This window comes from Streptomyces violaceorubidus, from assembly GCF_000717995.1.
Taxonomy (GTDB): Bacteria; Actinomycetota; Actinomycetes; order Streptomycetales; family Streptomycetaceae; genus Streptomyces; species Streptomyces violaceorubidus.
Genome location: NZ_JODM01000028.1, coordinates 69,676 through 83,672 on the forward strand (window position 1 = coordinate 69,676; position 13,997 = coordinate 83,672).

At 70.1% G+C, this 13,997-nt stretch carries 12 protein-coding genes, 1 rRNA gene and 1 riboswitch; of the genes, 1 reads left to right on the forward strand and 12 read right to left on the reverse strand.

Annotation, left to right across the window (positions count from 1 at the left end; translation table 11 throughout):
- Nucleotides 1-5 precede the first annotated feature (5 nt).
- Entirely contained in the window at nucleotides 6-2,891 is a 2,886-nt protein-coding gene (gene gcvP / locus IE94_RS0127385) for an aminomethyl-transferring glycine dehydrogenase (RefSeq protein ID WP_030189402.1), read from the reverse strand.
- 177 nt (nucleotides 2,892-3,068) lie between these two features.
- A riboswitch (glycine riboswitch) is annotated at nucleotides 3,069-3,164 on the reverse strand.
- Nucleotides 3,165-3,314: 150 nt separating this feature from the next.
- On the opposite strand from gcvP, the gene IE94_RS0127390 reads away from it, so the two are divergent.
- Complete coding sequence (locus IE94_RS0127390; RefSeq protein WP_209441087.1) at nucleotides 3,315-3,698, forward strand: PRC-barrel domain-containing protein; 384 nt, start codon at nucleotides 3,315-3,317, stop codon at nucleotides 3,696-3,698.
- Here the strand turns inward: IE94_RS0127390 and IE94_RS0127395 are convergent.
- The 11 genes from IE94_RS0127395 to rrf all read right to left on the reverse strand — a co-directional run.
- Nucleotides 3,608-5,047: a DNA polymerase IV gene (locus tag IE94_RS0127395; RefSeq protein ID WP_030189407.1), complete on the reverse strand. Its 1,440-nt coding sequence runs from the start codon at nucleotides 5,045-5,047 to the stop codon at nucleotides 3,608-3,610. The genes IE94_RS0127390 and IE94_RS0127395 overlap by 91 nt on opposite strands.
- Nucleotides 5,048-5,119: 72 nt before the next feature.
- Nucleotides 5,120-5,806: a MerR family transcriptional regulator gene (locus IE94_RS0127400; RefSeq protein WP_209441088.1), complete on the reverse strand. Its 687-nt coding sequence runs from the start codon at nucleotides 5,804-5,806 to the stop codon at nucleotides 5,120-5,122.
- A gap of 162 nt (nucleotides 5,807-5,968) precedes the next feature.
- A complete protein-coding gene (locus IE94_RS0127405) occupies nucleotides 5,969-6,442 on the reverse strand; it encodes a bifunctional nuclease family protein (protein ID WP_030189411.1) in 474 nt (157 codons plus the stop codon).
- Between the two features lie 155 nt (nucleotides 6,443-6,597).
- Nucleotides 6,598-7,335, reverse strand: a complete 738-nt coding sequence (gene ftsR / locus IE94_RS0127410; protein WP_030189413.1) for a transcriptional regulator FtsR — start codon at nucleotides 7,333-7,335, stop codon at nucleotides 6,598-6,600.
- Nucleotides 7,336-7,378: 43 nt separating this feature from the next.
- Nucleotides 7,379-8,230 (reverse strand): zinc-ribbon and FHA domain-containing protein, encoded by an 852-nt coding sequence (locus IE94_RS0127415; protein ID WP_245235323.1) that lies wholly within the window; start codon nucleotides 8,228-8,230, stop codon nucleotides 7,379-7,381.
- 148 nt (nucleotides 8,231-8,378) lie between these two features.
- The gene (locus tag IE94_RS0127420) at nucleotides 8,379-9,233 is read right to left on the reverse strand and encodes a DUF881 domain-containing protein (RefSeq protein ID WP_030189417.1); all 855 of its coding nucleotides are present in this window, start codon (nucleotides 9,231-9,233) and stop codon (nucleotides 8,379-8,381) included.
- A gap of 5 nt (nucleotides 9,234-9,238) precedes the next feature.
- Nucleotides 9,239-9,571, reverse strand: coding sequence for a small basic family protein (locus tag IE94_RS0127425; protein ID WP_003977440.1), 333 nt, complete (start codon nucleotides 9,569-9,571; stop codon nucleotides 9,239-9,241).
- Nucleotides 9,568-10,404 carry a DUF881 domain-containing protein gene (locus IE94_RS0127430; RefSeq protein WP_030189419.1) on the reverse strand — a complete coding sequence of 279 codons (837 nt, stop codon included), beginning with the start codon at nucleotides 10,402-10,404 and terminating at the stop codon, nucleotides 9,568-9,570. Before IE94_RS0127430 ends, IE94_RS0127425 begins: the two co-directional genes overlap by 4 nt.
- A gap of 168 nt (nucleotides 10,405-10,572) precedes the next feature.
- Nucleotides 10,573-13,068, reverse strand: coding sequence for a mannose-1-phosphate guanyltransferase (locus IE94_RS0127435; protein ID WP_030189420.1), 2,496 nt, complete (start codon nucleotides 13,066-13,068; stop codon nucleotides 10,573-10,575).
- A gap of 112 nt (nucleotides 13,069-13,180) precedes the next feature.
- Nucleotides 13,181-13,789, reverse strand: a complete 609-nt coding sequence (clsA, locus tag IE94_RS0127440) for a cardiolipin synthase ClsA (RefSeq protein WP_030189421.1) — start codon at nucleotides 13,787-13,789, stop codon at nucleotides 13,181-13,183.
- A 109-nt stretch (nucleotides 13,790-13,898) separates the two neighbouring features.
- Nucleotides 13,899-13,997: ribosomal RNA gene (rrf, locus tag IE94_RS37305) — 5S ribosomal RNA — on the reverse strand; the annotation flags it as partial.

Below are 13,997 nucleotides of genomic sequence, written 5' to 3' on the forward strand. Positions count from 1 at the left end.
ACCGCTCAGTCCTCGTAGGCGTCCAGCGGCGGGCAGGAGCAGACCAGGTTCCGGTCGCCGTAGGCCTGGTCGATGCGGCGCACCGGCGGCCAGTACTTGTCGGCGGCGGACACCCCGGCCGGGAAGACGGCCTCCTCGCGGGTGTACGCGTGGTCCCACTCGCCGCCCAGCGCGGCCGCGGTGTGCGGGGCGGCGCGCAGCGGGTTGTCGTCGGAGGACCAGACGCCGGAGCCGACCTTCTCGATCTCCGCGCGGATGGCGATCATCGCCTCGCAGAACCGGTCCAGCTCGGCCAGGTCCTCGGACTCGGTCGGCTCGATCATCAGCGTGCCGGCCACCGGGAAGGACATCGTCGGCGCGTGGAAGCCGTAGTCGATCAGCCGCTTGGCGACGTCGTCGACGCTGACGCCGGTCGCCTTGGTCAGCGGACGCAGGTCGATGATGCACTCGTGCGCGACCAGCCCGCCCGGGCCCGTGTAGAGCACCGGGAAGTGCGGCTCCAGGCGCTTGGCGATGTAGTTGGCGGACAGCACGGCCACCTGCGTGGCCCGCTTGAGGCCCTCGCCGCCCATCAGCCGGACGTAGGACCAGGAGATCGGCAGGATCCCGGCCGAGCCCCACGGCGCCGCCGAGATCGGCCCGACACCGGTCTGCGGCCCCGCCGCGGGCTGCAGCGGGTGGTTGGGCAGGTACGGCGCCAGGTGCGACCGTACGGCCACGGGGCCCACCCCGGGACCGCCGCCGCCGTGCGGGATGCAGAAGGTCTTGTGCAGGTTCAGGTGGGAGACGTCGCCGCCGAAGTGGCCCGGCTTGGCGAGACCGACCAGGGCGTTGAGGTTGGCGCCGTCCACGTAGACCTGGCCGCCCGCGTCGTGCACCCGGGCGCAGATGTCGGCGACGTGCTCCTCGAAGACACCGTGCGTGGAGGGGTACGTGATCATCAGCACGGCCAGCTCGTCGCGGTGCTTGTCGATCTTGGCGCGCAGGTCCTCGACGTCGATCTCGCCGTCCTCGGCGGTCTTGACCACGACGACCTTCATGCCGGCCATCACGGCGCTCGCGGCGTTGGTGCCGTGCGCGGAGGACGGGATGAGGCAGACGGTGCGCTGGTCGTCGCCGTTGGCGCGGTGGTAGCCGCGGACGGCGAGCAGTCCGGCGAACTCGCCCTGCGACCCGGCGTTCGGCTGGAGGGAGACCTTGTCGTACCCGGTGACCTCGGCGAGCCGCTCCTCCAGCTCGCGGATGAGGGTCAGGTAGCCCTGCGCCTGCTCGGCGGGTGCGAAGGGGTGCAGCGCGCCGAACTCGGGCCAGGTGACCGGCTCCATCTCGGTGGTCGCGTTGAGCTTCATGGTGCACGAGCCCAGCGGGATCATGCCGCGGTCCAGCGCGTAGTCCCGGTCGGCGAGGCGGCGCAGGTAGCGCAGCATCGCGGTCTCGGAGCGGTGCTGGTGGAAGACGGGGTGGGTCAGGAAGTCGTCGGTGCGCAGCCGCGCCTCGGGCAGCGTCTCCTCGGTGGCGGCGTCCAGCGCCTCGATGTCGCCCTCGACGCCGAACGCGTTCCACACGCCGCCGACCTGCGCGCGGGTGGTGGTCTCGTCGCAGGCCAGCGACACGTGGTCGGCGTCGACGAGGCGCAGGTTGATGCCGTTCTCGCGGGCGGCGTGCACGATCGCGTCGGCCCGGCCGGGCACCCGTGCGGTGACGGTGTCGAAGTAGGCGCCGTGGACGATCTCGACGCCGCCCTCGGCGAGACCGGCGGCGATGATCGTGGCGTACCGGTGGGTGCGGCGGGCGATGGCCCGCAGGCCCTCGGGACCGTGGTAGACCGCGTACATGCCGGCCATGACGGCGAGCAGCACCTGCGCGGTGCAGATGTTGCTGGTGGCCTTCTCGCGGCGGATGTGCTGCTCGCGGGTCTGCAGGGCCAGGCGGTAGGCCTTGTTGCCGTCGGCGTCCACGGAGACGCCGACCAAGCGGCCGGGGAGGCTGCGGGCGAACTTCTCGTGCACGGCCATGTAGCCGGCGTGCGGTCCGCCGAAGCCCATCGGCACGCCGAAGCGCTGCGTGGTGCCGACGGCGATGTCCGCGCCCAGCTCGCCGGGCGAGGTGAGCAGCGTGAGGGCGAGCAGGTCGGCGGCGACGGTGACGAGCGCGCCGAGCTCGTGCGCCCGGTCGATCACCGGCTTGATGTCGCGGACGGCACCGGAGGCCCCCGGGTACTGGATCAGGACGCCGTTGATCTCCCGCTCGGCGACCTCGGCCGGAATGCCCTCGCTGAGGTCGGCGACGACGACCTCGACACCGGTCGGTTCGGCACGGGTCTGTATCACGGCGACGGTCTGCGGCAGGGCGTCCGCGTCGACCAGGAACAGGCCCTTCTTGTTCTTGCCCATGCGCCGGGAGAGGGCCATCGCCTCGGCGGCGGCGGTGCCCTCGTCGAGCAGCGAGGCACCGGAGGTGGGCAGGCCGGTCAGCTCGGCGACCATCGTCTGGAAGTTCAGCAGGGCTTCGAGGCGCCCCTGGGAGATCTCCGGCTGGTACGGCGTGTACGCCGTGTACCAGGACGGGTTCTCCATGACGTTGCGCAGGATCACCGGCGGGGTGAACGTGCCGTGGTAGCCGAGGCCGATCATGGAGCCGAGGACCTGGTTGCGGTCGGCCAGGGAACGCAGCTCGGCCAGCACCTCGGCCTCGGAGCGCGCGCCCGGCAGGTCCAGCCGGTCGACGTTCTTGATCACATCCGGCACCGCGGCGGTCGTCAGTTCGTCGAGCGAACCGTAACCGACCTGCGCGAGCATCTTGGCCCTGGCCTCGTGGTCGGGGCCGATGTGGCGCTGCTCGAAAGGCATGGCCTGTTCGAGTTCGGAGAGCGGAGTGCGGTGGGCGGTCATTGCGGAGGCCTCCTGGTCTGACGACCTTCGAGGGGCACCACGGCGCGGGTACCCGGACGGCCTCCCCCTCTGTCATCTCAACCTGAGAGCTTCACCGGGCGAGCCCTGGGGCTCTCCCGGCTTTCACCGTCGGTGAGAGCGGAAGCCGTCGACACCCGCCCTGCTTTCCAGAGTGACCTCGTCCGTGCGGTACGTGAGCCTGAGAGATTCCGGGGAGGATTTGCTCCTTCGGCGCCTCCGATGGTGTCCGGAGGACTCTCCCGCGCGGGGTCAGCAGCCGTTTGCCAGCGTACCAGCGAGCCTGCCGCACGGACTTCGAGTGGCCGACCGGCCACTTGTGCTCTTTTGTAGTACTTACGGATGATTAGGCGGCTGGTGTGCGACCCCAGTGCGGCCCAGTGGTGCGATCAAGTGGAGGGCCCCGTGCGTACTGACATCGATCCGCGGAACCTGATCGGCCGCAAGGCGTTCGACCGCGACGGCACCAGGATCGGCACCGTGGACGAGGTCTACCTCGACGATGCCACCGGCGTCCCCGAGTGGGCGGCGATACGAACCGGTCTCTTCAGTCGGGACGCCTTCGTCCCGCTGGAGCCCAGCGAGCTGATCGACGGGGCCCTGCGGGTGCCCTTCGACCGGGCGCTGATCAAGGAGGCGCCCGACTTCGGCGTGGGCCGCCACCTCTCGCCCGAGCAGGAACTCCAGCTCTACCACCACTACGGCTTGGACGTGGCGGCCGCTCCCCCGCCTCCGGACCACGACTTCGGCAAGCTGGCGGGCAAGGGCAAGGGCAACGACGAGGGCTGAGCCGCCCCGCCCTCCGGTTCCGCGACCAGCGGCAGCGGATCCGTGGGGGACAGCTCCGGGTCGTCCACCGGGAAGGTCCGCACCCGCCCGACCCGCGAGTACGGCGTCTCGAACCGCACGGTGACCCGTCCGAGACCGCTGCCCTGCACCCAGCCGTGCCCCAGCTCCGTGTGCCGCACGTCGTGTCCCGCCGGCCACCGGCGCTCCACGGGCGAGGGTCTGTGCTCCTCGGCGGGCTCCGCCTCGGTCTCCTCGGCCGGCTCTTCCGCCCGGCCCCCCGCCGCCTGGGCGAACAGGTCCTCCTGCGTGTAGTCGGCGAGTCCGCTGACGCCCACCCCGAGCAGCCGCACACCGCCCGTGGTGTCCACCGAGTCCAGCAGTCTGGCCGCCGCCTCGCGCACCACCGCGGGGTCGTCGGTGGGTCCGCGCAGGGTCTCGGAGCGGGTGAGCGTGGAGAAGTCGTATCTGCGCACCTTGAGCACGATGGTCCGCCCGGACAGGCCGGAGGCGCGCAGCCGCCGCACACAGCGGTCCGCCAGCCGCCCCACCTCGACGCCGACCCGGACCCGGTCGTGGATGTCCACGTCGTAGGTGTCCTCGACGGACACCGACTTGGTCTCCCGCTCGGCCACCACCGGCCGCTCGTCCCGGGCCAGCGCCATGGCGTACAGGGCGTGGCCGTGCGCCTTGCCCAGCAGCCGCACCAGCTCGTCCTCGCCCGCCTCGGCTATCTCGCCGACCGTGGTGATGCCGGCCCGCCGCAGATGGTCCCCTGTGGCCGGTCCCACCCCGGGCAGCGTGCGCACCGTCATCGGCTCCAGCATGGCCCGCTCGGTCCCCGGCGGGATGAGCACCAGTCCGTCGGGCTTGGCCTGCTCCGAGGCGATCTTGGCGAGCATCTTGGAGGCGGCGAGCCCCACGGAGCCGGTGAGGCCGGTGACGGTGCGGATGTCCGCGCGCAGCTTCTCCCCGGCTCCTCGCGCCGACTCCGCGTCCCGGGCCACCCCGCCGGCCTCCAGGTCCACGAAGGCCTCGTCCAGGCTCAGCGGCTCCACCAGCGGCGACAGCTCCCGCAGCAGCCGCATCACCTGCTCGCTGATCGACCGGTAGAGCTCGAAGCGCGGAACGAGGTAGGCGGCATGCGGCGCGAGCCGTCGGGCCTGTCCCATCGGCATCGCGGAGTGCACCCCGAACACCCGCGCCTCGTAGGAGCAGGTGGCGACCACGCCGCGCGGCCCGAGGCCGCCCACCACCACGGCCTTCCCGCGCAGGCTCGGCTTGGACGCCTGCTCCACCGAGGCGAAGAAGGCATCCATGTCGAGATGCAGGATCGTGGGCGCGGTTCTCACATCTCCGATGCTGCCCTACGCCACTGACAATCCCGCCGTCACCGGCGGGGGCAACCCGCGGCGCCGCGCGGTTCAGACCGCCCGGTTGTTCCGCCGCCGGGCCAGCTCGTCGGCCGGATTGTGCCCGACCAGGGTCTCCCCCGTGTCGATCCGCTCGCCGTGCAGCTGGGACAGCGCGCTCTCCACGTCCCGCCACACCACGCCCACGGCGATCCCGAAGACGCCCTGGCCCCCCTGGAGCAGCGCGTGCACCTCGTCGGGAGACGTGCACTCGTAGACGGTGGCGCCGTCGCTCATCAGCGTCATCCGCTCCAGGTCGCGGAAACCGCGCTCCCGCAGGTGCTGGACGGTGGTGCGGATGTTCTGCAGGGACACACCGGTGTCGAGGAAGCGCTTGACGATCTTCAGCACGACCACATCGCGGAAGCTGTACAGGCGCTGCGTTCCGGAGCCGTGCGCGGGCCGCACGCTGGGCTCGACGAGGCCCGTGCGGGCCCAGTAGTCGAGTTGCCGGTAGGTGATGCCGGCGGCCGCGCAGGCCGTCGGGCCGCGATAGCCGATCTGCTCGGACGCCATGGACGTCGCCCCTCCGCTGGTCGGCACGGCTGCCGGTCGCCGCGGACCGGGATCGGCCGCGCCACCGTGCTGGGCGTGGCCCGTGCTCGCGCCGAACCTGGAGCCCGGGGGCGGGTACGGACCGCCTGCCCCGAGACCGTGCCCGGGGCCACCCCCAACCGTACCGTCGCCGCTGATTCTCACGCCGACCTCCGTCCTTGACCTGCCTCCTCGAAGGTAGGCAGTCACCAAGGGTGCGTCAACGATCGCCACACTCGGCACGCCGAGTGATAATCACCCTACGAGTGGTTTCCCGTGCCTTGTCCCGGGAAAGGCTAGCCGGATGTGCGCGAACGGGGCCGCGTCTCACTGGTTGCTGGTCCCGAAGTCCTCGGGCGAGATCTGGTCGAGGAACTCGCGGAACTTCTCCACCTCGTCCTCCTGCTCGTCCGGAATGGCGATGCCGGCGTCGTCGAGGACCGTGTCGCTGCCGTAGATCGGCGTACCGGTGCGCAGGGCCAGCGCTATGGCGTCGGACGGCCTGGCACTGACCTCGACCCCGCTCGCGAAGACCAGCTCGGCGTAGAAGACCCCATCACGCAGGTCGGTGATGCGCACTTCCGTGAGCTCCTGGCCGACGGCTTCCAGCACGTCCTTGAACAGGTCGTGCGTCAGCGGCCGCGCGGGAGCCATGCCCTGCTGGGCGAAGGCGATCGCCGTCGCCTCCCCCGGTCCGATCCAGATGGGAAGGTAGCGGTCGCCGCCCACTTCGCGCAGCAGCACGATCGGCTGGTTGGAGGGCATCTCGACCCGGACACCTACGACATCGAGCTCGTTCACACAGCAACCCTAGGCCGTGCCCGGGACGTTTGGGTAGTCGGGCCGGGATCGGGTGGGCGATCCGGGTCCGGATCGGGTGGTGATCCGGACCGGCGCCGGGTGGGTCGTGCGGGCCGGGACCCGGCGGGTGGTCCGGATCGGCGGTCCCGCCCGTTTCAGGGCAGCCGCACGCCGAGCGCGGTCTGCACCAACGCGGCGTGCAGCTTCACCGCCAGCCCTGCCAGCTCCTTGGTACGGGCTTCCGCGTGTGCCCTGGTCTGCGGGTTGCGGTGCCGCTTCAGCGGGGCCACCACCTGGTCCACGAGCCCGGCCTCCCGGTCGGCGGCGGCCTTCATCACCCGCAGGTGCCGAGGCTCGATCCCGAACCGCCCCAGCTGCACCACCAGCGACGCCACGGTGACCGCCTCGGCGTCGTACGCCCCGTCGGGCAGCGGGGTGAGGAGCCCGTACGACTCCCACTCCTTCAGCTCCTGCTCGTCGATCCCGGCCGTGGCCAGCAGCTCGTCCCGCCCGATCCGCGCCACCGTCGGGCTCTCGGCCGGCTCCGGTCCGGCTTCCCCGTCCCGCTGCCGGCCGACCCGCGGCAGGGCGACGGCCTCGCCGCGCTCCACGGCGTCCAAGTGCTCGCGGATCACTTTGAGCGGCAGATAGTGGTCCCGCTGCATGCGCAGCACCTCGCCGAGGCGCTCGACGTCGTGCACGCTGAACTTGCGGTACCCGGCCGGGGTCCGCCGCGGCTCGACGAGGCCCTCCGACTCCAGGAAACGGATCTTGGAGATGGTGATGTCGGGGAACTCGTCACGCAGCGCGGTCAGCACTGCGCCGATGCTCATCAGCCCACTGTCCGTGGCGGCGGCGCCTTGCCCGGCACCGCCGCTCGGTGTTTGAAGCATGGACCTTCCCTGGAGGTTCCCCGGGCGGGGGCCCGGGGGCGGGTCAGTAACCCCGCTGGCTCGCGTAGAACACCAGCCGGTACTTGCCGATCTGCACCTCGTCACCGTTGGACAGGGCGACCTGGTCGATGCGCTCCCGGTTGACGTACGTACCGTTCAGGCTGCCGACGTCGGCGACCGTGAACGACCCGTCGGGGCTGCGGCGGAACTCCACGTGCCGGCGCGAGACCGTCACGTCGTCCAGGAAGATGTCGCTCTGCGGATGGCGACCGGCGGTGGTCAGCTCGCCGTCCAGCAGGAAGCGGCTGCCCGAGTTCGGACCGCGGCGCACGACCAGCAGCGCGGAGCCCAGCGGCAGCGCGTCGACGGCCGCCTGCGCCTCGGGGGAGAGCGCCGGGATCGCCGTCTGGCCGGTGACCTCGGCGTCGTACGCCTCCAGGCCGGAGATGGAGATCGTGGAGGTCGTCTCGGAGGCGCGCTCCGGGACCGCACCGGCCCGCAGCGGAGCGCCGCAGTTGGAGCAGAAGCGGCTGTTCTCCGCGTTGCGGTTGCCGCACCTCGTACACACCAGGGCCGACATGGACGGATCCTCCTGCCGCGGCTGCCCCGCCGGGGCGTTCGACGCGTACGGGTCGGGGTGGAACCCTCCACCCGTACCCGGGGCCGAGGGCTGGCCGAAACCTATGCCGCCGGACTGAGCAGGGTCAACAGACGGCGCGCCCGGACCACCCACCTGGTCCCGGTACATCGGGCGTCGGCCCTCCGCGTCGGGCTGTGCGCGATGACGGGCGGTCGCGTTGTCGCCGCTGCCCTCTCGCGCGCTCTTGCCGAACAACTTCGCAAACAACTTCACGGGCGATTCCCCTTGACCGAAACAGACCCGCCCGTGGGGCAGGACGAACCCTTACTGAACGCACTGGCCGACCCGGACACCTTCACAACGTCCGTCTCCGCCAGACAGTTTCCACCACGCACCACCCAATCGGTGCGCCGACCCCCCGCAACCTCATGCCCTCGCCGGACGCCCCCCATGCACCGTCGGTTCACTGGGAGGACGACCGAGCGTAGTCAGGCCGCTCCGCCGCTCGCAAGGCGTCCACGACGATCTTGCTCGACCGCTCCACAGTAACGGTGGCCTGTTCCTTCTCCAGAGTCTGCACCACTCCTCCAGGAATGTTGAGAGCCGGTTCGAGGTCCTGCGGCTTGCCGATGACCTGGAAACGATAGGGCGCGTTGATCTTGTTCCCGTCGACACTGACGGACTTGTCGGTGTCCGCCAGGTACGTGCCGGCGACGACCCGTACGCCGTTCACCTGGATCGCCTCCGCACCCGCCGCGCGCAGTTCCTGGATGGCGTCGAGCAGCATGTCCGCCTCGACCGTCCCTTTCGTGTCCCCGATGGTCACCGTGATCCCGGGCCCCTGCGCGGTCACGGTGCCCGCGAGGATGCCCAGTTGCCGCTCCTTCTCGAGCGTCTGCTTGCGGGCCTCCTCCGCCTGGTCGGAGCTGTTCTCCAGCTCGTCGCGCTGCTTCTCGAGACCCTGTTTCTCGTCTTCAAGACGCTGAGTACGGTCGTCCAGTTCATCGAGGATGCGGACCAGATCCTCCTGGCGGGCGCCACGCAGCGCGCCGTCGCTGTCACTGTTGGACGCCACCTGCACCGCGAGGCCGAATCCCAGCCCGAACAGGAGCAGGGCGACGATGAGTTGCGCCCGCGTCAGGCGCGGCGGCCACAGCCCCTTCAGCAGCCGCTGCCGGCCGGTCAGTCCGTTCCGCTCCGGCCGCGCGCCCTCCCGGATGCCGTCCGCCGGGCCGTCCCCCGCGGTCCGCGAGGGCGGCACCTCGGCGGGCAGCTCCTTGCGCAGCCGGTGCGCGTGGTGCTCCTCGTGGTCGCTCATCGGCCTCACGCCCTGAAGACGTGGCGTCGGATCGCCGCGGCGTTGGAGAAGATGCGGATGCCGAGGACCACCACGACACCGGTGGACAGCTGGGCACCGACGCCCAACTTGTCGCCCAGGAACACGATCAACGCGGCCACGACCACGTTGGACAGGAACGACACCACGAAGACCTTGTCGTCGAAGATGCCGTCGAGCATGGCCCGCAGACCGCCGAAGACGGCGTCCAGCGCCGCCACGACGGCGATCGGCAGATACGGCTCCACGGCCGCCGGCACCTCGGGCCGGACCAGCAATCCGGCCACGACTCCCACGACGAGGCCCAGTACGGCGATCACGATGTGCCCTTCTCGGTTATCGGCTGTGCTGTACGTACGATCACACTCGGTGCGGCCGGCAGCTTGAGGTCGTCCGCGACGGAGATGGCGGTCCGGATGCCGTAGCTCTCCTGCAGCGCATGCAGGTACAGCCCGTCGGCACTGTCCTGGAACCCCCTGCTGAGCCGCTCGCCGTCCCCCACCGCGAGCACCGTGTACGGCGGCACCAGCGGCCTGTTGTCGACCAGTATCGCGTCACCGGCGGCCCTGATCGCCGACAGTGCCGTCAGACGCTGACCGTTGATGGAGATCGCCTCGGCGCCGGACTCCCACAACCCGTTGACCACGCGCTGCATGTCCCGGTCCCGCACCCGGCCCGTGTCGGAGAACCCGGAGGTGCCGCGCGGCTGCCCGTCGGCGCCCGTGCCGACGTCCTTGGCGTCGTCCACCACGAGCTTCACGCCGGGGCCGTGCACTTCCACCGCGCCCGACAGCATGCCCACCAGGTCGGACCGGTCGCCGTCGCCGCTCTTCTCCAGCGCCTCGCGTCGGCGGGTGTTCACGTCGTCGCGCAGTTCGTCGACGCTCTTCTCGAGCTTGTCGGCCGCCGAGGTCTCCGCCTCTATGCGGTCGACCAGCTCTTGACGCTCCTTCGCGACGACGGGAGCGGCGACCCGGGCCTGGGCCGCGCCGACCGTCACGACCAGGGCTGCGAGGACCAGACCGGCCGCCAGGCCCAGCTTGGCGCGCAGTGTCTTGGGCATGCCGCCGCTGCCGTCGGCCTTCTTCCGCGCGGCGGCCTCGGCGTATCCGTCGTCGAGGCTGTGGTCCATGACGTTGGTGAGCAAGGACATGGACGCGTCCGGACGCGCGGGCCGCGTGGATGTGCTCCGAACGGGGGGTGGCTGCGGCATGCCGCACATCGTCGCACGCCACCGCCACTACCTCCGAACGGGCCCACCGGCGTGCCGGACAGGCCCCCTTGGGGACACTTGTCCGGCACGCACGCGTGCGGCGCGTTTTCAGCGGCCGGCGCTGTCCACCACCGCTGCCCACTCGTCCAGCAGCGCCTGCGCGGAGGCGTCGTCGGGGCCCTCGGCCCACAGGTGCGTAACCGCTTCCGCCGGGTCGGGCAGGACCATCACCCAGCGTCCGTCGGCCTCGACCACCCGCACCCCGTCCGTGGTGTCCACGAACCGGTCTCCGGCCGCCTCGACGACCCTCCGCATCACGAGGCCCTTGACGGCCCACGGCGTGGCCAGATCACGCTTGAGGACGTGGGCCCGCGGGATCCGCGCGTCGATCTGGCTCAGCGTGAGCTGGGTGCGCGCGACCAGACCGATCAGCCGCACGAAGGCCGCCGTGCCGTCGTAGACGCTGCTGAACTCGGGGACGATGAAGCCGCCCTTGCCGTCGCCTCCGAAGATCGCACCCTCCTCGCCGCCGACCCGGGTCAGGTCGTCCGGAGAGGTGGTCGTCCACTCGACCTGTGTGCCGTGGTAGGCGGCGACCTGCTCGGCGATTCTCGTCGTCGTCACCGGGAGTGCGACCCGGCCGCTGCGCCGCTCGGCCGCGATCAGGTCGAGCATCACCAGCAGCGCCCGGTCGTCCTCAATGATGCGGCCCTTCTCGTCGACGAGCGAGAGCCGCTCACCGACCGGGTCGAACCGCACACCGAAGGCGGCCCGCGAGGACGCCACGATCTCCCCGAGGCGTACCAGACCGGACCGCCGCATGTCGGCGGACTCGGTGGGCCTGGCCTCGTCGAGGCCTGGGTTGATGGTCAGCGAGTCGACGCCCAGCTTCCCGAGCAGGCTCGGCAGCACCAGCCCCGCGCTTCCGTTGGACGCGTCCACGACCACCTTGAGCCCGGACTCGGCGATGCCGGTGATGTCGACGTTGCGCAGCAGGGACCCGGTGTACGAGTCGAACACGCTGGACGGGAAGTGCAGGTCCCCGATCTCGCCGGGGAACGCCCGCCGGTACTCCTGCCGCGCGAACACCCGGTCCAGCTTCCGCTGGCTGCCCTGGGACAGGTCGGCGCCCTGGCCGTCGAAGAACATGATGTCGACGGAGTCCGGCACCCCCAGGGTGGTCCGGATCATGATCCCGCCGGCACTGCCCCGCGCGGTCTGCTGCCGTGCCACGGGCAGCGGTACGTTCTCCAGGTCGCGTACGTCGATGGCGCTGGCCTGCAGCGCGGAGATCACCGCCCGCTTCAGCGCACGCGCGCCACGGGAGTGGTCCCGGGCCGTGGTGACGGTCGAGCCCTTCTTCAGGGTCGTCGCGTACGCCCCGGCCAGCCGCACGGCGAGCTCCGGGGTGATCTCGACGTTCAGGATGCCGGAAACCCCGCGGGCGCCGAAGAGATGCGCCTGTCCCCGGGATTCCCAGATCACCGAGGTGTTGACGAAGGCACCGGCCTCGATGGTCTTGAACGGGTAGACCCGCACATTGCCCTGGATGATCGATTCTTCGCCGACCAGGCACTCGTCGCCGATGACCGCGCCGTCCTCGATCCGCGCGGCCCGCATGATGTCGGTGTTCTTCCCCACCACGCAGCCCCGCAGGTTGCTGTGCGGCCCGACATAGACGTTGTCGGCCACGACGGCCTTGTGCAGGAAGGCGCCGCTCTTGACGACGACGTTGGACCCGACGACCGTGTGTTCCCGGATTTCGGCGCCGGCCTCGACCTTGGCGTAGTCGCCCACGTACAGGGGCCCGCGCAGCACGGCGTCGGGATGGACCTCGGCGCCCTCGGCGACCCAGACCCCGGGCGAGATCTCGAAGCCGTCGATGTCGACGTCGACCTTGCGCTCCAGAACGTCGGCCTGGGCCTTCACATAACTCTCGTGGGTACCGACGTCCTCCCAGTAGCCCTCGGCGACGTAGCCGTAGATGGGCTTGCCTTCCTTCATCAGCTGGGGGAAGACGTCACCGGACCAGTCCACGGGCACATCGGGGTCGACGTAGTCGAAGACCTCGGGCTCCATCACGTAGATCCCGGTGTTCACGGTGTCCGAGAAGACCTGGCCCCACGTCGGCTTCTCCAGGAAGCGCTCGACCTTGCCCTCTTCGTCGACGATGGTGATACCGAATTCCAGCGGGTTGGGCACACGCGTCAGGCACACCGTGACGAGCGCACCCTTTTCCTTGTGGAAATTGATCAGGTCGGTGAGGTCGAAGTCGGTCAGGGCATCGCCGGAAATAACGAGGAAGGCGTCGTCCTTCAGTGCCTCCTCGGCGTTCTTGACGCTTCCGGCGGTACCGAGTGGCTTCTCCTCGTTGGCATAGGTGAGCTCCATGCCGAGCTCCTCGCCGTCACCGAAGTAGTTCTTGACCAGTGAGGCCAGGAACTGGACGGTCACGACGGTCTCATTGAGCCCATGCCTTTTGAGCAACCTGAGCACATGCTCCATGATCGGCCGGTTGACCACCGGCAGGAGCGGCTTGGGCATGCTCGAGGTCATGGGACGAAGGCGCGTGCCTTCGCCTCCAGCCATCACGACGGCCTTCATGTCGGAAGCTTCCTCCTCTGAGAGACGACGGTTTAGCCGACTTCACCCGTCCAGGGTCCCGCACTTTTCCAGCGGGGGCCATCCGGCCACCGGGACCGCGGAATCAGCGAGTTCAATCGGCTGCGATGTCCGCGCGTACCAGCCGGCGGACCTGCACCACATAGAGAACACCTGCCCACCAGTACAGGGTTGTACCCCATCCTGCGAACGCCCATCCGAAAACAGCGGCGAGTGACGCGATCCATCCGCTTCCGTCGCTCAGCAGAAGCAAGGGGAAGGCGTACATGAGGTTGAACGTGGCGGCCTTGCCCAGGAAGTTCACCTGCGGCGGCGGATAGCCGTGGCGCCGGAGGATCCCCACCATGACCAGCAGCATCGCTTCACGGGCAAGCAGTACAAGGGTCAACCAGAGCGGGAGAATCTCGCGCCAGGTGAGACCCACCAGGGTGGAGAGGATATAGAGCCGGTCGGCCGCCGGGTCCAGCAGCCGGCCCAGGCTGCTGATCTGGTTCCAACGCCGCGCGAGTTTTCCGTCCAGGTAGTCGCTGACCCCGCTCAGGGCCAGCACCAACAGCGCCCAGCCGTCGCTCTGCGGACCGCCGAACTCGGGCCGCAGGATGAGCCACAGGAACAAGGGCACGCCGAGCAGGCGCGCCATGCTGAGGATGTTCGGGATGGTGAGGACCCGGTCGGTCTGCACGCGGGTCTCCTGGACCTCCACGCGGGGGCCTCCTGGGGGAAACGAGCCAATGATGCTCACTGACCTTACCTCAACGCAAAAAAGCTCTGGCTCTCGGGCTGCGTGCCCAAGAGCCAGAGCTCTAAAAGGAGTTCGGCGGCGTCCTACTCTCCCACAGGGTCCCCCCTGCAGTACCATCGGCGCTGTAAGGCTTAGCTTCCGGGTTCGAAATGTAACCGGGCGTTTCCCC

Coding starts and splice junctions, on each gene's coding strand:
- IE94_RS0127420 (WP_030189417.1), bottom strand. CDS start 9,233: ATGAGCGACCACGAGGAGCACCACGCGCACCGGCTGCGCAAGGAGCTG.
- ftsR (WP_030189413.1), bottom strand. CDS start 7,335: ATGCTTCAAACACCGAGCGGCGGTGCCGGGCAAGGCGCCGCCGCCACG.
- IE94_RS0127430 (WP_030189419.1), bottom strand. CDS start 10,404: ATGTCCTTGCTCACCAACGTCATGGACCACAGCCTCGACGACGGATAC.
- IE94_RS0127435 (WP_030189420.1), bottom strand. CDS start 13,068: ATGAAGGCCGTCGTGATGGCTGGAGGCGAAGGCACGCGCCTTCGTCCC.
- gcvP (WP_030189402.1), bottom strand. CDS start 2,891: ATGACCGCCCACCGCACTCCGCTCTCCGAACTCGAACAGGCCATGCCT.